The sequence below is a fragment of the Corynebacterium sp. 212_CJEI genome (assembly GCF_001055915.1).
Lineage (GTDB): Bacteria > Actinomycetota > Actinomycetes > Mycobacteriales > Mycobacteriaceae > Corynebacterium > Corynebacterium jeikeium_D.
The window spans coordinates 42,983-66,825 of sequence record NZ_JVPT01000063.1 but is presented as its reverse complement, the minus strand read 5'-3'; the positions used below and the strand labels follow the sequence as shown (position 1 = coordinate 66,825).

The window sequence follows — 23,843 nt, the reverse complement described above, 5'->3', positions numbered from 1 at the left end:
AGATTCTCTGACCAGTGCGAACATACCCGGTGAGGAGGGGAAATGAACGGATCGGCACCTGCGGATGATCGCAAGTCCGGCGAGTTTGGTCATGTCCCCGTTTTGCTTCACCGAGTAACTGATTTATTGCGCCCGGGCATCGAGGCGCTGGGTGACGACGCAGTAGTTGTCGACGGCACTCTTGGTGCCGGTGGACACACGGAATACCTGTTGGAGCAGTTCCCGAAGCTCTGCGTTGTTGGACTCGATCGCGATGACAATGCATTGCGAGGGGCAGAAGAACGTCTCGCGCGCTTCGGTGATCGCTTTGTAGCCTTCCGTGTGCGTTTCGATTCGCTCGCCGAGGTGCTCAGTGGTGAGATTCCTGCAGCCGCTGGTGGAAGTGGCGCGGAGGATATTCTCGCCCGCGCCGCTGAGAAGGGCATTGCAGGTGCGCTTTTCGATCTCGGTGTTTCCTCGATGCAGCTTGACCAGGTCAATCGTGGATTCGCCTACCGAGTCGACGCCCCGCTGGACATGCGCATGGATGCAAGCCAGGGGATTACCGCAGCGGATGTGCTCAATACCTATTCGCACGGTGATATCGCGCGCATCCTATCGACCTACGGCGACGAGCGCTTCGCCGGCAAGATCGCCTCGGCAATCCTGCGTGAGCGGGAGAAGGAACCGTTTACGACCTCCGGCCGTCTGGTTGAGCTGCTCTACGAAACCATTCCGGCGGCATCTCGCCGCAAGGGCGGACACCCGGCCAAGCGTACGTTTCAGGCTCTTCGTATCGAGGTAAATCGTGAGCTTGAAGCTCTGGAAAATGTACTGCCACAGGTCTGCGATGCACTCGCAGTCGATGGGCGTGCAGTGTTCATGAGCTACCAGAGCCTGGAAGACCGCATCGTCAAGAAGGACTTTGCGGAGCGCGTGAAGTCGACAACCCCACCGGGGCTCCCGATGGAGCTTCCGGGGCATGAACCGCACTTTGCTCTCATCACGAGAGGTGCGGAAAAGGCGTCGGCAAGCGAGATCGAAGACAACCCCCGAGCCGCACCGGTGAGAGTTCGCTGTATCGAGCGAATTCGAGCCGATTGACCCAAACCTTTCAACCGCACCAAACGCACCCTTCACAATCTAAGTACTGGGAGAACTTTCGAGCATGGCAACGACAATCACGGAGCACGCCCCCACCCGGCGCACCTCCCGCGGCGCATCTGCAACCGTCGCCGGTGCCAAGACGAAGACTCGTCAGCGCGGCCGCAGCGCCCGCACGAAACAGGATCTTTATCAGCGCAGGCGGTTTGGGCGCACAGGTTCTCAGCAGGTCATCTCGGTGCGTGGGCGTCGCGTTACGACGTCCTCGAGGGATAACCACAAGTTTGCCGGTGCGGCCGTGATGATTATTCTCGTCGTTGCCGGAATCGTGGCGGCGATGTGGCTGTCGGGTATTTCGACCTCGACATCCTTGCAGCTGGATGCTGCGCAGACCAAGGAAAAGGAGCTGCGTAACCAGCTGGAGGTGCTCGAGCGGGATGTTGCTTACATGAAGTCAACCGGTGCTATCGCGCAGCGTGCTGTGGAAGAGGGCATGGTCAATCCGGAGCAGCCTGCCGTTTTGACGACTGATCCGGAAGGCAAGGTCGTGGAAGTGCGACCGGGCGATGAGAAGCAGCAGAAGATTATCGACCTCAACAGTGAGTCGCCGAATGTTCCGCATGCGCCGTCGTCGAACCCGAAGGACACCGAGAATGTTCCGGGGATGCAGGCACCGGCCATTGAGGAAGCGCACCCACGTCCGAACGGGTTGCCGGCAACCGCTCCGTATGCGCCGCAGAACCATGAGCCCGCACCAGCACCTGCGCCGGCTCCGGCACCCGCGCCTGAGGCTGAAGCGCCAGCGCCAGCCCCAGAAGCGCCAGTCGCGGCGCCGGAAGCACCGGAAGCTCCGGCACCCGAGCCAGCTCCAGCACCGTAGGAACTTAGAAAACAAACTGGGCCAAACTGGCCAACTGTCCGATATTCTGGCGGTTCCACTGTTTCTGGTCAGTCGACTGTAGACTAATTAATTCAGTACTCGCGATGGCAGGGAATACCGCCTAACGTTATCGCGCGCGGGAGAATCGACTTAGTAGAAAGCACTAGCGCATGATTCGATCTGAAGACGACTACCCCAACCGTGGAGGGGGGTATGACTTCGGCGAACGTGCTTACCGAATTACATCCCGTGAGCGCAGAGGCCAAAGTCGCGTTCGGGATGGTCAGCGCAGCCGGGGGCTCGATGCTAAAACCAACCGAAGCGTGCCCCCGCGCGAAAAAATGCGCATTAGTAATAAGGACTTCATCCGACGTCGCAACTGGCTGCAGTTTATAGGCGCTATCGCAGTTGTAGTGCTGGTCTCCCGTTTGGCTTGGGTGCAGCTCGTCGCAGGTCCTGACCTGTCGGCGGCGGCGCAGAATCAGCGCACGGTGGAAGTTGTTGATGCAGCTCGGCGCGGTGCGATTCTCGATCGTAACGGAGCTCAGCTTGCCTTCACTATGGAGGCACGCAGTATTACCGTTCACCCGAACACTTTGCGCAAGTGGATTGGGGACGCCCATAAGCAGCGCCCGGATGATGTCGCTACCTACGATGAACGCCTCGAGCAGATCGCCAAGGATTTGCCGAAGCTACTCGACGTGGCCGACATCGACGCGGAGAAGTCGGGAAGCAGTCGCCGTCGTCAAGCGGAACCCGAAACCGAGGAGAACTCGGTGATGAGCGCGCCGTCCCGGGTGAGCTCGAAGGACATTCTGGAGAAGCTGCGCAATGAGGACAGCACCTATGAGGTGCTCGTGCGTAATGTCGACCCGGACAAGGCCGCTGCCATCGTGGAAAAGTATCCGGAACTGGTGGCGGAGCGTCAGGATATTCGCCAGTACCCGAATGGGGCGACGGCGGCTAACGTCATCGGCAAGATTGGCATGGATGGCGTCGGCCAGTTCGGCTTTGAAGCCTCTCGTGATGCCACTTTGCAGGGTATTAACGGTGGCAAGACCATTGATATCGCCTCTAACGGTGTGGCAATCCCGGGATCCACGCGCGATGTCCACGCAGCTGTGGACGGTACGACTTACGAGCTGACCCTGGACCTCGACATGCAGTACTTTGTCCAGCAGCAGGTCAACCAGGCGAAGGCCAACTCGGGAGCGAAGGATGCGTCGGCAGTCGTGCTCGACGCGAAGACCGGCGAAGTGCTTGCAATGGCGCAGGCGGACACGGCTAACCCGAATAAGGATATGGGGGCCGAGCTCGAAGAGGGGCGCACTATCGGAAACTCCGCTGTATCGAACCCATTTGAGCCGGGCTCTGTAGCAAAGATTATTACCGCAGCGGCCGCTATCGAAGACGGCAAGACCACACCGGATGAGGTTCTGCAGGTTCCGGGCACGATTGATATGGCGGGTGTCACCGTGCGCGATGCATGGGAGCACGGCACGGAAGCTTTCACGACGACCGGTGTATTCGGCAAGTCCTCCAATGTCGGCACCCTAATGCTGGCAGAGCGTTTGGGTCAGGACCGCTTCGCTGAGATGCTGCATCTCTTCGGGCTGGGGCAGTCCACGGGTATCGAGTTGCCCAGTGAATCTTCCGGCTTGGTGCCGCAGCGTCCGCAGTGGTCCGGCGGTACATTTGCGAACCTGCCCATTGGTCAGGGTATGGCCATGACACTGCTGCAGATGACAGGAGTTTTCCAGGCAATCGCCAACGATGGCGAGCGCATCCCGCCGCGTATGATTCGTTCGACAATTTCCCCGGACGGCACGAAGACGGCAACAGAGCGCCCGGAAACAGTGCGTGTGGTTAGCCCGGAGACCGCCCAAACTGTGCGCGCCATGTTTGAAGGCGTTATGCAGTCTGATCCCACGGGGCAGCAGTCGGGTACCGCTGCCGGAAATAGTATTGAGGGGTATTCGCTCACAGGCAAGACAGGTACGGCGCAGAAGGTTGACCCCGACACCGGCGCGTACTCGAATTCCAAGTACTACATCACGTTTGCAGGCATCGCGCCTGCCGACGATCCCCGTTTTGTCATTGGCATCATGCTTGATGAACCCCAGCGTGGTGTTCATGGTGACGGCGGTCAGTCAGCAGCCCCACTGTTTAAGGACATCGCCGCTTGGGCGCTTAACCGCTACAACGTACCGCCGTCGCCACCCCGCGAAGGCAAGTTGTTGCTGCAGCCGTAACGAGGTCACCACCACAATGAAGTTACCGCGACAGCACTAATACACAGACTTTTATTACTTTGGTTTCTGCAAAGTGAATCTCTTGAATTTTTCCAATTTGTTGTACACCAACGACTGACTTGAAAGAGGGAACAGCCAATGACCGCCACCCTTGCGAAATTGTGTAACCTCGCGCATGGCCGACTTGACGGCATTACCGAATCCGCGGCGGCAGGAGCGGATATCGCCGCGATCGAACTCAACGCTGCCGAAGTGCCTGAAGGCGGAATGTTTGCTGCCGTCCCAGGTACTCGCACGCATGGTGCGCGCTACGCGCAGCAGTCGGCTGCTACAGCGATCCTGACTGATGAGGAAGGTCTGAAAATCCTGCGGGAAGCAGGGGAGACTCGCCCAGTCCTGGTTGTCGACGATGTCCGGGCCGTCATGGGGCACGTTGCTGCAGAAATCTACGATCATCCCTCGGATTCACTGACCATCATTGGGGTTACCGGCACCTCTGGCAAGACCACCACGACCTACATGCTGGAGGGCGCGCTGCTGGCAGCTGGATGCTCGACAGGCATCATTGGTACTACCGGCACGCGCATCAATGGCCGTGCCGTTCCGTCGAGCCTGACTACCCCAGAGGCTCCAGCCCTCCAGCGCCTGTTCCACCAGATGCTCTCCGAGGGTGTGACGCACGTTGTCATGGAGGTTTCTTCCCACGCACTGTCGTTGGGACGTGTAGACGGAGTCAGTTTCGACGTCGGCTGTTTCCTCAACCTCTCGCAGGATCACCTGGACTTCCACAAGACCTTGGAAGAGTATTTCCAAGCCAAGGCCAAGCTCTTTGATCCTGAAGGTCCGACACATGCACCGAAGGCTGTCGTGTGCATCGACGACGACTGGGGTGTCCGCATGGCAGATATCGCTGCCGGCGACCCGGATGTCCAAGTCACCACTGTCCATACTCAGCATCGCGTAACCGACAAGACGCCAGCTGCCGAGGTCTTTGCAGAATGGCACGCCGCTGCAGCCACTGTCGCCACTAACGGTGTCCAGCATGTGGAGCTAACGCGAAACAACACTGACACAGTTGAGGTGGAAGTTCCTCTGCCGGGTGCTTTCAACGTTGCCAATGCCGCAGTCGCATGGGCTGTGCTCGATGCGATTGGGCATGCCAATGACGCGGCCAAGAGCGGCCTGGCGCAGGTGCGTGTGCCAGGCCGCATGGAGCGCATCGACCGCGGACAGGACTTCCTGGCTGTGGTGGACTATGCCCACAAGCCAGCCGCAGTAGCTGAGGTGTTGGCCACATTGCGCGCACAGACCGAAGGTCGCGTGCTGGTTGTCGTCGGCGCCGGTGGCGACCGCGATAGTGCCAAGCGTCCAATTATGGGAGCTGAGGCTGCATGCGGTGCCGATGTCGTCATCATCACCGATGACAACCCACGCTCCGAGGTGCCCTCTGAAATCCGTGCGGCCGTGGTCGCCGGTGCGAAGGAAGCCGTTGCCAGCGGCAAGGCCAGTTCTGACACGGTTGTTGAGGAAATCGGCGATCGCGGCCAGGCAATTCGCCGTGTCGTCGAGCTCGCCCACAGCGGTGACAGCATCGTGGTGGCTGGCAAGGGACACGAAACCGGCCAGGATATCGGTGGCGTGATTCACCCGTTCGATGACCGTGAACAGCTGGCCGAAGCACTCACACAGCGACTGGAGGGATCCGCTGATTGAGATTGCTGAAATCGCTGAGGAAGCGCACCACCTGACATGCCTACCGCGAACCATTCGCGGTAAGCGAATAAAATCAAGAAATCATCCTTTACTAGGCGCCTGGAACTCTAACCAACAAGGACTATAGACATCATGATTGCCCTGACCGCCGCGGAAATCGCTCACATCGTGGGAGGTGAACTCGTCCACGTCGATGATGACGCCACAGTGACTCAGCCCGCAGAATTCGATTCCCGAAAAATTCGCGAAGGCTCGCTCTTCCTCGCCCTGCCGGGCGCGCGTGTCGACGGCCACGACTTCATCGATCAGGCTGTGGCCGCTGGAGCGACGATGGCACTGGCGGCACGAGATGTTGGGCAACCTGCGGTCGTCGTCAAGCCCCTTGGTAAGCAGGACTCCAATGCCGACGCATTTGCACACGATCCGGATGGTTCCGGGGCGGCGGTGCTGGAAGCGCTTGGTAAGTTGGCGCGTTACGTCGTCGACGAGCTGAAGAAGGATCAGCTGCATGTCGTCGGTGTGACGGGTTCGGCGGGAAAGACGTCGACGAAGGACATGATGGCGACGCTGCTGCGTACCGACGGTCCGACGGTGGCGCCGAAGGGGTCGTTTAACAACGAAATTGGACATCCGTACACGGTGCTGCAGTGCACTTCGGAGACGAAGTACCTGGTTGCGGAGATGAGCGCACGCGGAATTGGGCATGTGGCCCACCTGGCGCGCATTGCGCCACCGACTATTGGTGCGGTGCTCAATGTTGGCACGGCGCACCTTGGTGAGTTTGGCTCGCGCGAGGCAATCGCGCAGGCTAAGGGCGAGCTCGTGGAAGCGCTGCCGGCTGCGGAGCAGGGCGGTGTGGCCGTACTTAATGCCGACGATGACTACGTCACTGGCATGGCTCCGCGTACCCAGGCGAAGGTGGTGTTCTTCTCTGCAGATGAGAACTCCGAACGCCACGCAACCGCGGATTACCGCGCCACGAATGTGCAGCTCGACGATTTTGCTCGTGCATCTTTTGACCTGCATGTACCGGACGGGCGTACATTCCCGATCCAACTGCAGGTCTATGGTGCGCACCAAGTGGCCAATGCCCTGGCGGCGATTGCGGTGGCAGTGGAATCCGGTATTGATGCTGAGCAGGTCGCAAAGGCGATGGCCGCGCATGTGGCAGCGTCAGAGCGGCGCATGGATGTCCAGCAGCTCACTGGCAACATCGTCGTTATTAACGATTCCTACAATGCCAACCCTGATTCGATGCGTGCGGGGATTGATGCTCTGGCACGTACAGCAGCTGGCCCAACGCACCAGGACGCCTCATCGTGGGCCGTGCTGGGACAGATGGGTGAGCTTGGTGATTCCGCTGAAGATGAGCACTCGTCGCTTGGCGAGTACCTTGTGGGCCGCGGCATCGATCGACTAATTGCAGTCGGAGAGAGTTCTAATGTGCATGCCCTGGCCGACAAAGCGGAAGAGTTGGGGTTAAATACTTCTAGGGTGCCGGATACATCCACTGCCGCGGATTTGGTGGCGGCCGAGGTGCGTCCGGACGATGTGGTGTTAGTCAAGGCCTCCTATGCGGACGGTATGTGGCGGGTCGCGGACTCGCTGGCTGCCAAGGTTGGGACTACGCCCGAAGGTGAAAGCGGAGAGGAAAAGTAAGTGATTCAACTTATTCTCAGTGGTGCGATTGCATTTCTGGTGAGTGTCTTTTTAACACCAGTGCTTATTCGCAAATTCTCTGCTGAAGGTCTTGGCCAGGAGATCCGTGAAGAAGGGCCGAAGAGCCACCTGCGCAAGCGGGGAACTCCGACTATGGGCGGCATCGCCATCATCGCCGCAATCGTCGCTGGTTATTTCCTCTCACACCTCGTTACGTATATCCAGACTGGCGTGGGGCCGTCCGCCTCCGGTCTGTTGGTGATGTTCCTGGTTCTGGCGATGGGCGCATTGGGTTTTGCCGATGACTTCATCAAACTCTACAAAGGACGCAACCTGGGGCTGAACAAGACAGCGAAGCTGGTTGGGCAGCTGGCGGCAGCGCTGATTTTCGGCGTGCTGCTGCTGCAGTTCCCGGATGCGTCTGGCTTGACTCCCGGTTCGACGAGCTTGTCGCTGATTCGAGATATTCCGTTCCTGAATCTGGCACCGGGGCCTGTGTGGTTCGGCATGATTGTCTTCCTGGTATTTGTCTTCATCGTCATTGCCGCATGGACGAATGCCGTCAATCTCACTGATGGCCTTGACGGCCTGGCCGCTGGCGCCACCGCGCTGCTACTGGCCACCTACACGCTGATTTCCTTCTGGCAGTTCCGTAACTCTTGCGAGGCTTCGCTGGGCAGCGGTTGCTACAACGTCCGCGATCCGCTGGATATCGCCGTTATTTCCGTCGCGGGTCTGGGCGCCTGTTTGGGCTTCCTGTGGTGGAATGCAGCGCCGGCAAAGATCTTCATGGGAGATACCGGTTCGCTGGCTCTTGGCGGTTTGGTAGCGGGTCTGTCATTTGTCACCAAGACTGAGCTGCTGATGGTTATCATTGGCTTCATCTTCGTGATGGAAGTTGCTTCCGTGGCAATCCAGATCGCGGTTTTCCAGACGACTGGCAAGCGCGTATTCCGCATGGCTCCTCTCCATCACCACTTCGAAAACGGAGGTTGGGCGGAGACAACTGTTGTCGTTCGCTTCTGGCTACTCGCAGGCATTTTCAACATGATTGGCGCAGCCATCTTCTACAGTGACTGGCTCTCTCAGGTAGGCGTATTTCAATGATTAACTCACCAGACCCGACCAACCTCACCGATATCCGAAATCTCGACTTAGTCGCTACGGTGCGCTCTGGTCGAGTTCTGGTGGCAGGAGCCGGAGTTTCCGGTCGCGGTGCCATTGCGATGCTCAAGGACATCGGCTGTCCGGAAGTTGTCGTCGTGGACGATTCCGCTCTCGGCGCACTGGTTGCCGCTGACTTTTCGGTTCGGCATGTCACGACCGCAGACGCTCGCGACGAGCTTGCCGACGCGGTTGCGATTGTGACCTCGCCGGGGTGGCGTCCGACCAGTCCGCTGTTCGGCGCCGCCGCTGAGGCCGGTGTCCCGGTATTCGGCGATGTGGCGCTGGCTTTCGCCGGCGACTGTGCCCAGCTGTGGGGGCCGAAACGTACCTGGCTGGTAGTCACCGGCACTAACGGCAAGACCACAACCACCTCCATGCTGGCCGCCATGCTCGGGGAGCAGGGCGCAGCTGTGGGCAACATTGGTGTGGCTCTGTACGACGCACTGACTGCTGAGCCTCGTATCGAGGTCTTGGCCGCAGAGCTGTCCAGCTTCCAGCTGCACTGGGCTCCAAACATTCGCCCAGATGCGGGAGTACTGCTGAACCTGGCGGAAGACCACATCGACTGGCACGGTTCTTACGAAAACTACGGTCTGGACAAGACCCGTGCGCTGCGCGGTACTGTCGCAATCTACGGTGCGGATGACGCAGATGTCGTCGAGCACGTGGAAAAGATGCTGAAAAACGACGAGCTCGGCAACTCCGTCGTGGGCTTTACCGATGGTCCCCCGGAGGCACACCAGGTCGGAGTTCGCGACGGCATGATTGTCGACCGCGCTTTTGGCGGCGGCGATGCCGCAGCTGACGACTCTGGTCCGGGCATTGTCATCGCACCGGTAGCGGGAATTTCTCCTCCCGGCCGGGCAGGTGTTCTCGACGCGGTGGCCGCCACTGCGATGGCGCGCAGTATCGGTACCTCACCGGAGCAAATTGCAGCGGCATTGGAGACTTTCGAAGTTCGCGCACACCGCGGTCAGATTGTCCATAAGGCAAATGATGTCGTGTGGATTGATGACTCCAAGGCCACCAACCCCCACGCTGCCGACGCTGCACTGTCCGGTCATGAGCGTGTCGTTTGGATCGTCGGTGGTCAGCTCAAGGGCGCGGAAATCTCTCCGCTAGTGGCGAAGCATGCTCATCGCCTGCAGGCCGCCGTGGTTCTGGGCGTCGATAGGCAACTAGTCAGCGATGCGCTCTCCCGCATCGCACCTGCTGTGCCGGTCGTTGTCATTGATGACACCGACAAGGTTGATGCCATGGCAAAGGCCTGTATGGCAGCTAGTGAATATGCCAACCCTGGGGATGTGGTGCTGTTGGCACCAGCTGCCGCCAGCTTGGACATGTACTCCGGAATGGCTGAACGTGGCGACTTGTTCGCGCAATGGGCGCAGAAGGTGACGTCAACTGATGGATAACTCCCGCAAGGCTCGTAATTTAAGCGCTAGTGCCGCGACGGCACAAAAGGGGACGAAGGCTACCAGTTCACAGCGGCCCTCGTCGTCTAGCTCTAGTGCTCGAGAGCGGCCGGCGTGGGTGGAGCGTTTTAACGACTGGAAGTCGCGTCCGCTGTTCGACTACCACCTACTGATGATTATCGTCGCGCTGCTGACGTCAATCGGACTGGTGATGGTGCTGTCGGCATCCATGGCCAGCGCGGGTAACGACTCGGGCAGCGTGTGGTCGGTGTTCATCCGTCAGCTGGTCATGGTGGTGGCGGGTCTTATCTCCATGTGGATCGTGCTGCGAATGCGGGTGGAATTGATTCGCTCGCTATCGACAGCAGCGCTGATTTTGTCCTTTGTGCTGCTGGTTTTGGTGATTATCCCTGGTATCGGCATCGGCCTGGAGGAAACCGGTGCGCGTTCGTGGCTGAGTATTGGTGGTATCACCATGCAGCCATCAGAAATCGCGAAAATTGCGCTGGCACTGTGGGGTTCGAAGCTGCTGGCTGAAAAGGTCCGCACTGCTGTGTCCTATACCGATTTGTTCGGGCTGTTCGGTGCGGTCAGCTTCGTGGTATTGGCACTGGTGATGCTGCAGCGTGACCTCGGCATGGTTGCTTCCATGGCGTTCGTCGTGGTGGCGTTGGCGTGGTTTGCTGGCCTGCCGCGAGTATTCATCACCGGGCTGCTTGCCGCTGCGGCTTTCGCCCTGGTGATTTTTACCGTCACCGCGGGTTTCCGTTCGGCGCGAATCAGGGTCTACTTGGACTCGCTGCTCGGTAACTTCAACGATGTGCAGGGAGATGCCTACCAGTCCTACCAGGGCTTTCTTTCGCTTGCCGACGGATCTCTCACCGGTGTCGGTCTCGGTCAGTCGAGCGCGAAGTGGGGATACCTACCGGAGGCGAAGAATGACTTCATTTTCGCCATTATCGGTGAGGAGACTGGTTTTCTCGGCGCGCTGATGGTTATTTTGCTCTACGCAGCGCTCGGCTGGGTGGGACTTCGTATCGCCGGTCGTCAGAACGATCCGTTTCTCCGTCTGCTCGCGGGCACGATTACTGCTGCAACCGTGGTGCAGGCTTTCATCAACATCGGCTACGTCGTTGGTGCGTTGCCAGTGACTGGTCTGCAGCTGCCGCTGATTTCCGCTGGTGGTACATCGGCGATGGTGACGTTGTTCTCGATGGGTCTGCTGGCCACATGTGCCCGCCACGAATCGGAGGCAGTCTCTGCAATGCAGACTTCGGGACGTCCGGGGCTGGACAGGTTCCTGGGTATTCCGGAACCAATCCCGTATGACGAATCGCGTCGCCACGCGCCGAAGGTGCGTGCCCATCGCGATCCGCAACGCTTTGGTCCGCCCGTGGTGACCAGTGGAGCGCGTACTCCACGTGGCGAGGGGGCGCAGGTGCGGGAAACCTACAGTGGCCGAGCTGACCGACCCAACCGGGCCGGCCGTAGTGGAGGCAGCCGCAGTGGCCGAGGTGCCACCCCGCAGCGTGGCTTCCGAGCGTCCGGAAGCTCCGGAAACTCGGGCAGTGTTCGTGGCCGCGAAGTGGATTATTCCCCTCGTAGTGACGACGGACGGACGCGGGGTTTTACAGCGAGGTCGCCGCGGACTGGACGGTCACAGGGCTCCTGGTCGTCGTCAAGCTCAGGCCGGGGCAGTAGGATTCGGGGCGAAGGTCGTGGCGGACAGTCGCGTTCGCGCCAGCGCCCGGGCCGAAACAATAGGAACGGCGGTTCAGCACCGCGGAGGAGGAATCGATAACACCATGGCAGACAAGAATCTGGGCGCAGCCGCTGGGGCGAAAGGCGCTTCGGAGTCTGAGCAGTTTCTCAAGGAAGATGGCTCTGCTCCGACCATTGTGGTGGCCGGCGGTGGTACGGCTGGCCATATCGAACCTGCACTGGCAGTAGCGGATGCGATTTTGAAACTGCAGCCGGATGCCCGCGTCATTGCACTCGGTACGAATCGGGGGTTGGAGTCAACCCTCGTACCGGCGCGAGGCTATGACCTAGAGCTGATTCCGCCAGTGCCGGTGCCGCGCAAGCCGACTGCGGATTTGTTCAAGCTGCCTCTCAACGTCGCTCGTGCGGTGCGTGAGACCCGCAAGGTTTTCAAGCGCATTGACGCTGATGCGGTCATCGGCTTTGGTGGCTACGTATCGGCACCGGCCTACATGGCGTGCCGTGCGGGGAAGAAGATTCCGTTCCTGGTTCACGAGGCCAACGCCCGTGCGGGCCTGGCCAATAAGCTCGGTGTCGCACTCGGGGGCGTCGGTTTGGCTGCCGTGACTGGCTCTGGCCTGAAGGCCGAGGTTGTTGGCAATCCCGTGCGTGCCAGTCTCGCGGCGTTGGACCGCGACGCCAAGCGTGCCGAAGCCCGCGAGTTCTTCGGTTTACCGCAGGAGGGTCCGGTGCTCTTTGTCACCGGTGGTTCGCAGGGGGCACGTTCCATCAACGAAGCTGTTACCGGTGCAGCCGCAGAGCTCGCCAACGCCGGTGTATCTGTACTGCATGCCTACGGCAAGAAGAATCACGTCGAGGTCGAGGCTATCCGCGAGGACGCCCCCTATGTCGCTGTGCCGTACATCGACCGGATGGATCTGGCGTACTCCGCCGCCGACCTGATTTTGTGCCGTTCCGGTGCGATGACGGTGGCTGAAGTCTCAGCTGTCGGCTTGCCTGCGGTGTACGTTCCGCTGCCACACGGAAATGGGGAACAGGCGCTCAACGCCACCGATGTCATCGATGCTGGTGGCGGTATTCTCATCGCCGACGAGTCGCTGACTGCGGCATCAGTTTCGGATATCGTGATTCCGCTGGTCACGTCCCCAGAAAAGCTTGCCGACGGGCGCCGCGCCCTGGCCAACATTGGACATGGTAACGCTGCGGAGAACATCGCCCGTCGGGTGCTGTCTGCGGCTGTGAACTCTAAGAAGTAAAGCGAGCATAAACATGAACGTTAATTTCGATGACTTTCAGCCGGTAACGGGAGAGCTGCCCGCAAGTGTCCACATGATTGGCATTGGCGGTGCCGGTATGTCCGGTATCGCTCGCATCCTGTTGGCGCGTGGCATTCGTGTTACCGGTTCCGATGTCAAGGAGTCCCGCGCGGTGGTGGGACTACGTGCGATGGGAGCCACCATCGCCATTGGGCATGACCGTGCGAATCTCGAGCTTGCTGGCGAGGGAGAGCTGCCGGACGCAGTGGTCATTTCCTTCGCTGCTATCCCGAAGACGAATCCGGAGCTGGCCGGTGCACATGAGCTGGACATTCCGGTGCTCAAACGCTCCGATGTGTTAGCGCTGTTGATGCAGGACTCCAAGGCTCTCCTGATCGCCGGTACTCACGGCAAAACCTCGACTACATCGATGACCGTCGCCGCTTTGCAGGCAGCTGGTTTGGATCCGTCTTTTGCCGTTGGCGGTCTGATGAGCAAGGCCGGTGTCAATGCTCACCAGGGCAGTGGCGATGTCTTTGTTGCTGAGGCCGATGAGTCGGATGCCTCGTTGTTGACCTACCAGCCGGAAGTGGCCGTAATTACCAACATCGAGCCCGATCACCTTGACTTTTTCGGTGACGACGAGACCTACTACGCCGTCTTTGACGCTTTTGCAGAGCGCATTAAGGATGGCGGTCATCTGGTCATCTGTGCTGAGGATCCGCATGCGGCCGCATTGGGCGAGCGCGCGGTGGAGCGCGGCATTAACGTGCTGGCTTATGGTGGGGAAGAAGCCTTGGCTCAACACCCGACGCTGCCGGTCGGTGCCGTTTTGCACGGCTGGACTCCGGTCGGTGGTGGTGCCCGCGTGGAGGCCACTGTTGGCTCGACATCGGTGAGGTTTGAACTTCATCAGCCCGGCCGTCACATGGCGCTCAACGCGCTGGCTGCAATGGTCGGTGGCGACTGCGTCGGGGCAGATTTGGGGCGTATGGCGCGCGGTCTCGGTGAATTCACCGGTGTCCGTCGCCGCTTTGACTACCACGGCAGTATCGGCGAGGGGCCATTTGTTGGCGCTCGTATCTACGACGACTACGCGCATCACCCGACCGAGGTCTCCGCAGTTCTCGGCGCAGCTCGGGAGTTGGTCACCGAGGCCGGTCGTGGCAAGGTCATCGCTGTGTTCCAGCCTCACTTGTACTCGCGTACTCGCAACTTTGCCGACGAGTTCGCTGCCGCCCTGTCTCTGGCGGACAAGGCCGTATTGCTCGATGTCTTCGGCGCCCGCGAGGAGCCACTGCCGGGCGTCGACGGCGCGCTCATTGCCAACAAAATGACCATCCCTGTGACGTATGAGCCGCATTTCACCAGCGTCCCGGCTCGCGTTCGCGAAATCGCCGAACCGCACGACGTCATCCTGACCATCGGCGCTGGCTCTGTGACGATGCTTGCCGACGAAATCGTGCGCGAGCTCAGCGGAGACAACGACGAACAGGTGGAGTCGTAGCACTGTGAAAACCAGCCGAAAGCAATCTCAGCAGACCGACGGTGCAGGCCGGGGCGCAACAGCGTCGTGGCGTCGGCGTTCAGCGCGCGCCCCGCGACGCGGCTGGCTCGTCGGCGGTGGCCTGGCCGCGATTATCGCCATCGTTGCAGCGGTGGTGTGGTTTTCGCCGTGGCTGGTTGTGAAAAACATCGATGTTGAGGGCGTCGTCCACGGGGATAAAGACGCGATTGTCGAGGCCAGTGGTATCTCCGAGAATCAAAAGCTCATTCGCTTGGACACGGATGCCTCAGCGCGCTCCGTGGCGGGGCAGCCGTGGGTCGATAGCGTGACTGTCAGTCGTTCGTGGCCGCAGGGCGTGACTATTTCGGTACGAGAATTCACCCCGGTGGTGTTTGTCCGTGCCACTGACGGAGAGCATCTGTTTTCCGCAAATGGTCAGGAGTTCGTCACGGCAGCCCCGCCGGCGGGTGTCATCGAGGTTGTTGATGCACCTCGTGTGGATGAGCCAACAGACGGCAAAGTTGACCCCGAACCGCGCGTTATCAAGGCGGTTTTGAACGTCGTCAAGGCGTTGCCAGAGCCCGTTGCACACCGTGTGGAGCGGATTAGCGCTCCTTCCGAGGCAGAGATCAAGCTATTTCTGACCGATGGATACGAGGTGTACTTCGGGTCCTCGGATAATGCGGCAGAAAAGGCACGCGCGACGGAGATTGTGCTGAACCGTGGCGAGAAGATTTGGAATGTCTCCAACCCCCGACTACCCGCTGCTAAGGGAGAGTAGAGAATGGTGGTGTCTGGAGTGATTTCTGTGGCTAAACACTATCCCTCAAGTGCAGGTTTAAGGTAGCGACACGCGCTAAAAGGTCGCTGAATTATTTGCAGTTTTCGACCACAATGGGGTCAACAGCTTTTCGGCCATGATGCACTTCTTCCGTGCGGTGTCATGGAGAGCTGTACTGCCCGGCGGTGCCAATGCTGTCGTGCGGCCCATGTGCAACGTGGCTAGATGAAATTATTTAGGACCTATAGGAAAGGGCGAGAAACGCGCAATGACCTCCCCGAATAACTACCTCGCCGTTATCAAAGTCGTCGGTGTCGGCGGCGGTGGCGTCAATGCTGTCAACCGCATGATCGAGGAGGGGCTGAAGGGTGTCGAATTTATCGCAGTCAACACCGACTCGCAGGCCCTGATGTTCTCCGACGCTGATGTCAAGCTCGACATTGGGCGTGAGGCAACTCGTGGTCTGGGAGCTGGCGCTAACCCCGAGGTTGGCCGCACTTCCGCGGAAGACCACAAGGACGAGATTGAAGAGACCCTCAAGGGCGCCGACATGGTCTTCGTTACCGCAGGTGAGGGCGGTGGAACCGGTACCGGTGCAGCTCCGGTTGTCGCGAGCATCGCCAAGAAGTCCGGTGCCCTGACCGTCGGCGTGGTAACCAAGCCGTTCGACTTCGAGGGCAAGCGCCGTGCGCGCCAGGCCGCTGAGGGCATTGAAACCCTCAAGGAGGTCTGTGACACCCTTATCACCATTCCGAACCAGCGTCTGCTGCAGATTGGTGAGCAGGATCTGTCCATGATGGACGCGTTCCGCTTTGCCGACGAGATTCTTTACAACGGTGTCCAGGGTATTACTGACCTGATTACCATTCCGGGCATGATTAACGTCGACTTCGCCGACGTCCGCTCGGTAATGGCTGAGGCTGGCTCGGCTCTGATGGGCGTTGGCTCCGCACGCGGCGACGACCGTGTGATGAATGCCGCGACTCAGGCCATTAACTCCCCGCTGCTGGAGTCCACCATGGATGGTGCACAGGGTGTGCTTATTTCCGTCGCCGGTGGCTCCGATCTCGGCCTGATGGAGGTCAACGCCGCCGCGTCCATCGTGGAGGAAAAGGCTGATCCGGATGCCAACATCATCTTCGGTACCATTATCGACGACAACCTCGGTGACGAAGTTCGCGTCACTGTGATTGCTACCGGTTTTGAGCAGGGTAACGGCAACCCGCTGGACAAGCCAGCTGCAGGTGCCGCTGCACGTCCGGCTGCACAGGATGCCGAGGCGCGTCCGGCCGCTGAGCAGGCACCGCGACAGGGCAGCGCACTGCCGGGCGGTGACAACCTCGGCGCTCCGGCCCCGCGTGTGGAGGAAGAGCGCCCGGTCGCACAGCCGCGCGAGCGTGAGGATCGCGACCGCTTTGTCCCGCGCACCAACCCGAACAGCGGTGGTCTGTTCACCGATAACCCGACACCGCGTACGCAGGAAAACCGCAACTACCGTGGTGCTCACCGCGATGACCGCGACGACCGTCGTGGCGGCTACCAGGCTTCCAGTGACCTGCCGGAGTGGGGCTTCTAAGAAATCATGACTGAATCCCGCCGCAGCCGAAAAATTCTGACGAATCGGCGCGGCGGGTTTTCGCTGCCACCATATGATTCCTTCAATCTTGGAGATCATGTCGGCGATGACCCGTCCGCAGTCGAACGCAACCGCCAGCGCTTGGCCGATTCTCTGGGAATCGACCGTGCCCGCTTCGTCTACATGGAGCAGCTTCACACCAACACGGTCACCGTCGTCAACGAACCACAAACTGAGCCTGTCTCGGCTACCGACGCCATCGTCACGACCACGCCGGGTCTCGCGCTGGTAGTGCTCGTTGCCGATTGCGTTCCCGTCTTGCTTTCCGACGATTATGCGGGTGTCGCCGCTGCGGTACACGCAGGGCGGACCGGTGCCCGCAACGGAATCGTTCGTAAATCTGTCGAGAAGATGATTGAGCTCGGTGCCACGCCCGAGAATATCCATGCGCTTCTCGGTGCGGCGGCTTCTGGCCACAATTACGAGGTGCCTGAGTCGATGGCCGATGACGTCGATAAGCATTTGCCCGGAGCGAAGATGCGAACGAAGCAGGGGACTGCCGGTGTCGACGTGCGCGCCGGCCTGATGCGTCAGCTCTATGACCTCGGTGTACGGCATGTCAATGTCGAGCCCAGCTGCACTATTGACAATGAGCAGTACTTTTCCTACCGGCGGGAGGGGAAGACTGGCCGTCAGGCGGGCATCGTAATCCTGCCTGAGCAGGGCTAAGTTTCAAAGTTGTAATTTTGGCGCGCCAAATTTGCGCGTGTCTATGCGATATTGCCAACCCAGCCGGTAGGTTGTGGGTAGCACAGACTTAAATTCGCACACTAAGAAGGACGTAGCAGAAGATGGCTGATTTCTTCCGTGGGGTTTCAAATTTCTTCGGTCTTACCCCGACTGATGACGCGGCTTACGACGAGCACTACGACGAGTTTGACCGCCGTGACGAGGAGCGTTTTGATGACTCCTATGCCGACTCGCGTCGTGCGGAGCGCCACCGCTACGAGCTGCGCGAAGAGGCTCCACGTGAGACTGCAAGTGTGAACTCACGCGAGGAGGACTACCGCTACGGCAACCTGCACTCCGTTGCTGAGACCAAGGAACCGGAGCAGGTCTTCATCAAGCCGGAAAGTGGTTTCCAGGACAAGTACTCCAAGGCTCCGGACATCGGTTCGCACTTCCGCGACGGTGACATTGTCACCTTCGATCTGAGTGAGCTTGACCCATCTGAGGCTAAGCGCTATGTCGACTTCGTTGCTGGACTGGTTTTCGGTCTGCGCGGTCGAATCAAGGCTGACGGCTCCGTGTTCACCCTGTACCCGCATGGCTGCGATGTCAACGAGGGCCAGTTCGACCGGATGTCCGGCTAGTCAGCCGGCTCGCATGGCTTGTTAGTGTTTCGTATTTCGATTAATTAGCTAGACTGTTTATTCGTGTCTTCACTACTGCTAGTTCTGCTAATCCTGCTGAAGCTTTTCACCTATCTGCTGTTGGCTCGCATTGTGATTGAAATGATTCAGTCATTTTCTCGCTCTTGGCGACCAGGCAGGGTGTTTTCGTCGATTGGCGAAGTTGTTTTTGTCATTACCGACCCGCCGGTGAAGCTGTTGCGCCGACTCATCCCGCCTATGCCGATGGGCAACGTGATGGTGGACATGTCTGTGCTTGTTTTGTTCTTCATCCTTATGATTCTGCGAATGGTGCTGCAGGTAGCTCTCGGCGCGGTGGCGTAAATATCGCTAACTGTTTGCTTGGGATCCACAATGTGGATTTCGGTGGAGCTGTGTTGTTTTGACTGTCCCGAATGCGATGTTCTCGGGCATTGAATTGCCGCCGGGGGTGTTAATCGGGGGCAACAATAGGAACCCGTTGGGGAATATAATCCCCAATGGGTTTTTGTTGTGTCGGGGGTAAAGTTCTGTGGCTAAAGGTGCAGGGTAAGGGCGAGGTTTAACGTTTTACTAGAACTTTGCCATTGGTTAGAACGTGGGGGATAGAGTCCTGCCCAAAATAAATGGGGTGAGGACTGTGACTAGAGCAGGTAGGATTGGCCGGGTAAACAGTACTACTGGAAATAATTCTCTTAAGATTTCTTAAGAACTGTCCGCTCAAAGTGTTAGGGGAACTCACCATGCCGTTGACTCCGGCTGATGTGCATAATGTGGCTTTCAGCAAGCCTCCGATTGGCAAGCGTGGTTACAACGAGGACGAGGTCGATCAGTTCCTCGACCTCGTGGAGGACGCACTGGGTGAGCTCCAGGATGAAAACGCTGAGCTGCGCCAGCGCGTTGAGGACCTTGAAGGTCAGCTAGAGCAGGGTGGGGGCGCAGACTACGCTGCTTCCGGTGCTGCCGCTGCGGCGCCGGCTGTCGATGAGGACAAGCTGCGCAAGGAAATTGAGCAGGAGCTGCGCGCTGAGTACAACGAGCGCCTGAGCGCTCAGCAGCAGGAGATTGAGGCTCACTACCAGGATCGTCTGGATGCTCTTGAGAAGCGTGCTTCTGAGGCAGAGGCTTCTGCACAGCAGGCTTCCTCCGCAGCTGCGGAGCAGCCGCAGGCAGTTGCAGCAAGCACCGGCACCGAGTCGCAGGAAGTTAGCCTCCGCGCTGCTCGTATCCTGCAGGCTGCTCAGGACACCGCTGATCGCGTCACCACTGACGCCGACGCTGAGGCCAACAAGCTTGTCACCGAGGCTCGTGAAAACGCTGACCGCACCGTGGCAGAGGCCAATGAAGAGGCCGAGCGCACTATCACCAACGCTCGCAATGAGGCAGAAGCAACTTTGGCTGATGCCAAGGAGCGCAGTGAGCAGCTGTTGGCTGATGCCCGCAACGAGTCTGAGTCGACCCTCACTGACGCTCGCCAGCGCAGCGAGCAGATGATCAGCGACGCAGACGCTCGCTCTAACGCCACCATCACCGCAGCGCAGCAGAAGGCAACCGCGCTGCAGGACGATGCAGAGCGCAAGCACCACGAGATCATGACCACCGTCAAGGAGCAGCAGACCGCTCTGGAGGGGCGCATCGAGGAGCTGCACATCTTCGAGCGCGAGTACCGCACCCGCCTGAAGACCTTCCTGGAGTCCCAGCTCGACGACCTGAACTCTCGCGAGTCGGCTGCCCCGGCCGACGGCTACAACAACTAATTACGTAGCCAACACGTAGAAAACCACCACGCTCGGCTCCCCAGGGAGGGGAGGCAGAGCGCGGTGGTTTTTGTTATCTTTCCCTGCGAACCAATCGCATTCTTTGTTCCGGTCAGGGTTGTAGTAGTTGCCTGAGACACTGCTATACTGACACCCATACGCGCAATGAGCCGGCCATCACCGGGGAGCGTTTCGGAAGAACAGTCCAGTAGAAAATGGGCTCAGTAGAACCGAACGGTTTGGCACCGTTACAAAGCCTTATTAAATAAGCGGGCTATCGCGTGAAACCGCATGGTTCTTGTTCGCAAGAACCGTCGTAAAGCGTGATGCCAAGCGGGGTGGTACCGCGCGAGACTCCTTTTCAGCGTCACCAGTAACAACGCTGAAGGGGCTAGGCATGCGTCCCCGTGGTGAGTATTAATGATGTTCGACCACGGAAGTGACGTAGAAACGGTGTCTAATTCGAACGATGTAAATGCCTCTGCTGAGGCCACTCCGGCAGGTGGCGCGTATCCGCGCACTGCTGACTTTGGTAAGTACACCTCCAGCCCGAAGTTTCCGGAACTGGAGGAAAAGGTTCTGGAGTACTGGGGCAAGGACAGCACTTTCCAGGCCTCTATCGATCAGCGTGATGGTGCTGACGAATACGTCTTTTATGATGGCCCGCCGTTCGCCAACGGTCTACCGCACTACGGTCACCTGCTGACCGGTTACGTCAAGGACATCGTCCCTCGTTACAAGACCATGCGTGGCTACCAGGTTGGTCGCGTCTTCGGCTGGGACTGCCACGGTCTTCCGGCTGAGCTGGAGGCAGAGAAGCAGCTCGGTATTAAGGACAAGGGCCAGATCGAGGAAATGGGTCTGGCTAACTTCAACAAGTACTGCGCTGAGTCGGTGTTGCGGTACGCGGGCGAGTGGAAGGAATATGTCACTCGTCAAGCGCGTTGGGTTGATTTTGACGGCGGATACAAGACCATGGACATGAGTTACATGGAGTCCGTGATTTGGGCCTTCAAGGAGCTCTACAACAAGGGCCTGGTCTACCAGGGATTCCGCGTGCTGCCGTACTCCTGGGCAGAGCACACCCCGCTGTCCAACCAGGAGACCCGCCTGGATGACTCCTACAAGATGCGGCAGGACCCGACCCTGACCGTGACCTTCCCGTTCACCGGCGCCAAGGCAGGCTCGGCAGCGGAGAAGACGCTGGCGGACAACCCGGTGCTCGCTGACACTGCGGCTATCGCTTGGACCACCACGCCGTGGACGCTGCCGTCCAACCTTGGTCTGGCCGTGAACCCGAAGGTCACCTACGCCGTAGTTAAGGTCGGCGAGGATTCCTCCGTGCCGGAGTTTGCAGGTAAGACCTTCCTGCTGGCAGAAGCACTGATTGGTGCCTACGCCAAGGAATTGGGCAAGGAACACGAGGTCGTGGCTACCTTCGCTGGTGCTGACCTGGAAGGCCTGACCTATCAGCCGATCTTCGACTACTTCGCAGATCACCCGAACGCTTTCCAGATTATGGTGGCGGACTATGTCACCACCGAGGACGGTACTGGTGTGGTCCACCAGGCGCCGGCCTTCGGTGAAGACGATATGAACACCTGTAATGAATACGGCATTGATGTCATCATTCCGGTGGACATGGACGGTAAGTTCACTTCACAGGTGCCGGAGTACCAGGGCAAGTTGGTCTTTGACGCCAACAAGGACATCATCCGTGACCTGAAGGCCGCTGGCCGCGTCGTCCAGCACCGCACCATCGAGCACTCCTACCCGCACTCCTGGCGTTCGGGCGAGCCGCTGATCTACATGGCACTGCCGAGCTGGTTTGTGTCCGTTACCAAGATCCGCGAGCGCATGGTGGAGCTCAACCACAACGAGATTGAGTGGATGCCGGAGCACGTCCGCGACGGTCAGTTCGGCAAGTGGCTCGAGGGCGCACGTGACTGGAACATCTCCCGTACCCGCTACTGGGGATCGCCTATTCCGGTGTGGGTTTCCGACAACGACGAGTACCCGCGTGTCGACGTCTACGGTTCCCTCGATGAGCTGGAGGCGGACTTCGGCGTTCGCCCGACCACACTGCACCGCCCGGAGATTGACGAGCTGGTGCGCCCGAACCCGGACGACCCGACAGGTAAGTCCATGATGCGCCGCGTCCCGGATGTCCTGGATGTCTGGTTCGACTCCGGTTCCATGCCGTTTGCGCAGTTCCACTACCCGTTCGAGAACAAGGAGTGGTTCGAGTCCCACGCACCGGCCGACTTCATTGTGGAATACATCGGCCAGTCCCGCGGCTGGTTCTACCTGCTTCACGTCCTGTCGGTTGCACTGTTCGACCGCCCGGCGTTCAAGAAGGTCGTCGCCCACGGCATCGTGTTGGGCGATGACGGCAACAAGATGAGTAAGTCCAAGCGCAACTACCCGGACGTCAACGAGGTCTTCGACCGCGACGGCTCCGACGCCATGCGCTGGTTCCTCATGTCCAGCCCGATTCTGCGCGGCGGCAACCTGATTGTCACCGAGCAGGGCATTCGTGAGGGCGTGCGCCAGGCGCTGCTCCCGATGTGGAACGCATACTCGTTCCTGCAGCTCTACGCTTCCAAACCGGCCGAGTGGTCGGTAGACTCCGACAACATCCTGGACAAGTACATCCTGGCCAAGCTTGCAGCAACCGTCCGTGCTGTCACTGAATGCCTGGACAACACTGACATTGCTGCTGCCACCGATGAGGTCCGTCAGTTCTGTGACGCACTGACCAACTGGTACGTGCGTCGCTCCCGCGACCGCTTCTGGGCCGGCGATGTCAAGCACCCAGAGGCCTTCAATACCTTGTACACGGTGCTGGAGGTTCTCACCCGCGTGGCTGCTCCGCTGCTGCCGATGGCCACCGAGGTCATCTGGCGCTCGCTCACTGGCGGCCGCTCGGTGCACCTGGAGGATTGGCCGGACGTCGACAAGCTGCCGACCGATGACGAACTCGTTGAGTCCATGGATATTGTCCGCAATGTCTGCTCGGCAACATCGCGCATCCGCAAGGCCAACCAGCTGCGTAACCGCCTGCCGCTGAAGAAGCTGACCCTGGCATTCCCGGATGCCGAGCGTCTGCGTGAGTACACCGACATCGTTTCCTCCGAGGTCAACGTCGACAAGGTGGAGTTCACCTCCGACGTGGACTCGGTGGGACGATTCGAGGTCTCCGTCAACGCTCGCGTGGCCGGTCCGCGCCTGGGTAAGGACGTCCAGAAGGTCATTAAGGCTGTGAAGTCTGGCAACTATGAGGTTGTCGACGGCGCGGTTGTCGCCGATGGCATTCCGCTGCAGGAGGGCGAGTACACCCGCAACCTGGTCGCGATCTCGCCGGATTCCACCGCTGAGGTCGACGGCGTCAATGGCCTGGTTGTGCTCGACACTGAGCTCGACGAGGACCTGGAGTCCCGCGGTTGGGCCGCTGACCGCATCCGTGGTCTGCAGGATGCCCGCAAGAACGCTGGCCTTGAGGTCACCGACCGCATTTCGGTGAAGTTGCAGGTGCCGGCCGAGCGTGAGGAGTGGGCCAACCGCCACGCTGACCTCATCGCCCGCGAGGTTCTCGCAACCGCTTTCGAGGTCGTCGCTGGCGGAGAGTCGCTGAGCTACGACGTGGCGGACGGCTGCTCGGCGGATATTGCCAAGCAGTAGGGG

At 59.6% G+C, this 23,843-nt stretch carries 17 protein-coding genes; all 17 read left to right on the top strand.

Features of this window, described 5'->3' with window-relative positions; all coding sequences use genetic code 11:
• Nucleotides 1-42 precede the first annotated feature (42 nt).
• The 17 genes from rsmH to ileS all read left to right on the top strand — a co-directional run bounded on the left by rsmH (nucleotide 43) and on the right by ileS (nucleotide 23,840).
• A complete protein-coding gene (rsmH, locus tag ADB02_RS07995) occupies nucleotides 43-1,083 on the top strand; it encodes a 16S rRNA (cytosine(1402)-N(4))-methyltransferase RsmH (RefSeq protein ID WP_049190480.1) in 1,041 nt (346 codons plus the stop codon).
• A 64-nt stretch (nucleotides 1,084-1,147) separates the two neighbouring features.
• On the top strand, nucleotides 1,148-1,963 hold the full coding sequence (locus tag ADB02_RS07990) for a hypothetical protein (protein WP_049190478.1): 816 nt from the start codon (nucleotides 1,148-1,150) through the stop codon (nucleotides 1,961-1,963).
• Between the two features lie 341 nt (nucleotides 1,964-2,304).
• Nucleotides 2,305-4,215, top strand: coding sequence for a peptidoglycan D,D-transpeptidase FtsI family protein (locus tag ADB02_RS07985; protein WP_049190475.1), 1,911 nt, complete (start codon nucleotides 2,305-2,307; stop codon nucleotides 4,213-4,215).
• 138 nt (nucleotides 4,216-4,353) lie between these two features.
• Entirely contained in the window at nucleotides 4,354-5,928 is a 1,575-nt protein-coding gene (locus ADB02_RS07980; protein ID WP_049190471.1) for a UDP-N-acetylmuramoyl-L-alanyl-D-glutamate--2,6-diaminopimelate ligase, read from the top strand.
• Nucleotides 5,929-6,060: 132 nt separating this feature from the next.
• Nucleotides 6,061-7,587 carry a UDP-N-acetylmuramoyl-tripeptide--D-alanyl-D-alanine ligase gene (locus tag ADB02_RS07975; protein WP_049190468.1) on the top strand — a complete coding sequence of 509 codons (1,527 nt, stop codon included), beginning with the start codon at nucleotides 6,061-6,063 and terminating at the stop codon, nucleotides 7,585-7,587.
• Nucleotides 7,588-8,694: a phospho-N-acetylmuramoyl-pentapeptide-transferase gene (gene mraY, locus ADB02_RS07970; protein ID WP_016423002.1), complete on the top strand. Its 1,107-nt coding sequence runs from the start codon at nucleotides 7,588-7,590 to the stop codon at nucleotides 8,692-8,694. It abuts the gene before it with no gap.
• Nucleotides 8,691-10,169: a UDP-N-acetylmuramoyl-L-alanine--D-glutamate ligase gene (gene murD, locus ADB02_RS07965; RefSeq protein WP_049190466.1), complete on the top strand. Its 1,479-nt coding sequence runs from the start codon at nucleotides 8,691-8,693 to the stop codon at nucleotides 10,167-10,169. The genes mraY and murD overlap by 4 nt, the downstream gene beginning before the upstream one ends.
• Complete coding sequence (gene ftsW, locus ADB02_RS07960; protein ID WP_049190464.1) at nucleotides 10,162-11,970, top strand: putative lipid II flippase FtsW; 1,809 nt, start codon at nucleotides 10,162-10,164, stop codon at nucleotides 11,968-11,970. The genes murD and ftsW overlap by 8 nt, the downstream gene beginning before the upstream one ends.
• A 4-nt stretch (nucleotides 11,971-11,974) precedes the next feature.
• Entirely contained in the window at nucleotides 11,975-13,147 is a 1,173-nt protein-coding gene (gene murG, locus ADB02_RS07955; protein WP_016422999.1) for an undecaprenyldiphospho-muramoylpentapeptide beta-N-acetylglucosaminyltransferase, read from the top strand.
• A 13-nt stretch (nucleotides 13,148-13,160) separates the two neighbouring features.
• The gene (gene murC, locus ADB02_RS07950; protein ID WP_016422998.1) at nucleotides 13,161-14,654 is read left to right on the top strand and encodes a UDP-N-acetylmuramate--L-alanine ligase; all 1,494 of its coding nucleotides are present in this window, start codon (nucleotides 13,161-13,163) and stop codon (nucleotides 14,652-14,654) included.
• A 4-nt stretch (nucleotides 14,655-14,658) separates the two neighbouring features.
• Complete coding sequence (locus tag ADB02_RS07945) at nucleotides 14,659-15,435, top strand: cell division protein FtsQ/DivIB (protein WP_049190462.1); 777 nt, start codon at nucleotides 14,659-14,661, stop codon at nucleotides 15,433-15,435.
• A gap of 268 nt (nucleotides 15,436-15,703) precedes the next feature.
• Entirely contained in the window at nucleotides 15,704-17,011 is a 1,308-nt protein-coding gene (gene ftsZ, locus ADB02_RS07940) for a cell division protein FtsZ (protein ID WP_016422996.1), read from the top strand.
• Between the two features lie 6 nt (nucleotides 17,012-17,017).
• The gene (pgeF, locus tag ADB02_RS07935; RefSeq protein WP_049190457.1) at nucleotides 17,018-17,740 is read left to right on the top strand and encodes a peptidoglycan editing factor PgeF; all 723 of its coding nucleotides are present in this window, start codon (nucleotides 17,018-17,020) and stop codon (nucleotides 17,738-17,740) included.
• A 122-nt stretch (nucleotides 17,741-17,862) separates the two neighbouring features.
• Nucleotides 17,863-18,384, top strand: coding sequence for a cell division protein SepF (sepF, locus tag ADB02_RS07930; protein WP_048731168.1), 522 nt, complete (start codon nucleotides 17,863-17,865; stop codon nucleotides 18,382-18,384).
• Nucleotides 18,385-18,447: 63 nt separating this feature from the next.
• The gene (locus ADB02_RS07925) at nucleotides 18,448-18,747 is read left to right on the top strand and encodes a YggT family protein (RefSeq protein ID WP_048731166.1); all 300 of its coding nucleotides are present in this window, start codon (nucleotides 18,448-18,450) and stop codon (nucleotides 18,745-18,747) included.
• A 398-nt stretch (nucleotides 18,748-19,145) separates the two neighbouring features.
• On the top strand, nucleotides 19,146-20,159 hold the full coding sequence (locus ADB02_RS07920; protein WP_016422992.1) for a DivIVA domain-containing protein: 1,014 nt from the start codon (nucleotides 19,146-19,148) through the stop codon (nucleotides 20,157-20,159).
• Between the two features lie 420 nt (nucleotides 20,160-20,579).
• On the top strand, nucleotides 20,580-23,840 hold the full coding sequence (ileS, locus tag ADB02_RS07915) for an isoleucine--tRNA ligase (RefSeq protein ID WP_080969605.1): 3,261 nt from the start codon (nucleotides 20,580-20,582) through the stop codon (nucleotides 23,838-23,840).
• The last annotated feature ends 3 nt before the right edge of the window (nucleotides 23,841-23,843 follow it).

Coding starts and splice junctions, on each gene's coding strand:
- rsmH (WP_049190480.1), top strand. CDS start 43: ATGAACGGATCGGCACCTGCGGATGATCGCAAGTCCGGCGAGTTTGGT.
- ADB02_RS07990 (WP_049190478.1), top strand. CDS start 1,148: ATGGCAACGACAATCACGGAGCACGCCCCCACCCGGCGCACCTCCCGC.
- ADB02_RS07985 (WP_049190475.1), top strand. CDS start 2,305: ATGCGCATTAGTAATAAGGACTTCATCCGACGTCGCAACTGGCTGCAG.
- ADB02_RS07980 (WP_049190471.1), top strand. CDS start 4,354: ATGACCGCCACCCTTGCGAAATTGTGTAACCTCGCGCATGGCCGACTT.
- ADB02_RS07975 (WP_049190468.1), top strand. CDS start 6,061: ATGATTGCCCTGACCGCCGCGGAAATCGCTCACATCGTGGGAGGTGAA.
- murD (WP_049190466.1), top strand. CDS start 8,691: ATGATTAACTCACCAGACCCGACCAACCTCACCGATATCCGAAATCTC.
- ftsW (WP_049190464.1), top strand. CDS start 10,162: ATGGATAACTCCCGCAAGGCTCGTAATTTAAGCGCTAGTGCCGCGACG.
- murG (WP_016422999.1), top strand. CDS start 11,975: ATGGCAGACAAGAATCTGGGCGCAGCCGCTGGGGCGAAAGGCGCTTCG.
- murC (WP_016422998.1), top strand. CDS start 13,161: ATGAACGTTAATTTCGATGACTTTCAGCCGGTAACGGGAGAGCTGCCC.
- ftsZ (WP_016422996.1), top strand. CDS start 15,704: ATGACCTCCCCGAATAACTACCTCGCCGTTATCAAAGTCGTCGGTGTC.
- pgeF (WP_049190457.1), top strand. CDS start 17,018: ATGACTGAATCCCGCCGCAGCCGAAAAATTCTGACGAATCGGCGCGGC.
- sepF (WP_048731168.1), top strand. CDS start 17,863: ATGGCTGATTTCTTCCGTGGGGTTTCAAATTTCTTCGGTCTTACCCCG.
- ADB02_RS07920 (WP_016422992.1), top strand. CDS start 19,146: ATGCCGTTGACTCCGGCTGATGTGCATAATGTGGCTTTCAGCAAGCCT.
- ileS (WP_080969605.1), top strand. CDS start 20,580: ATGATGTTCGACCACGGAAGTGACGTAGAAACGGTGTCTAATTCGAAC.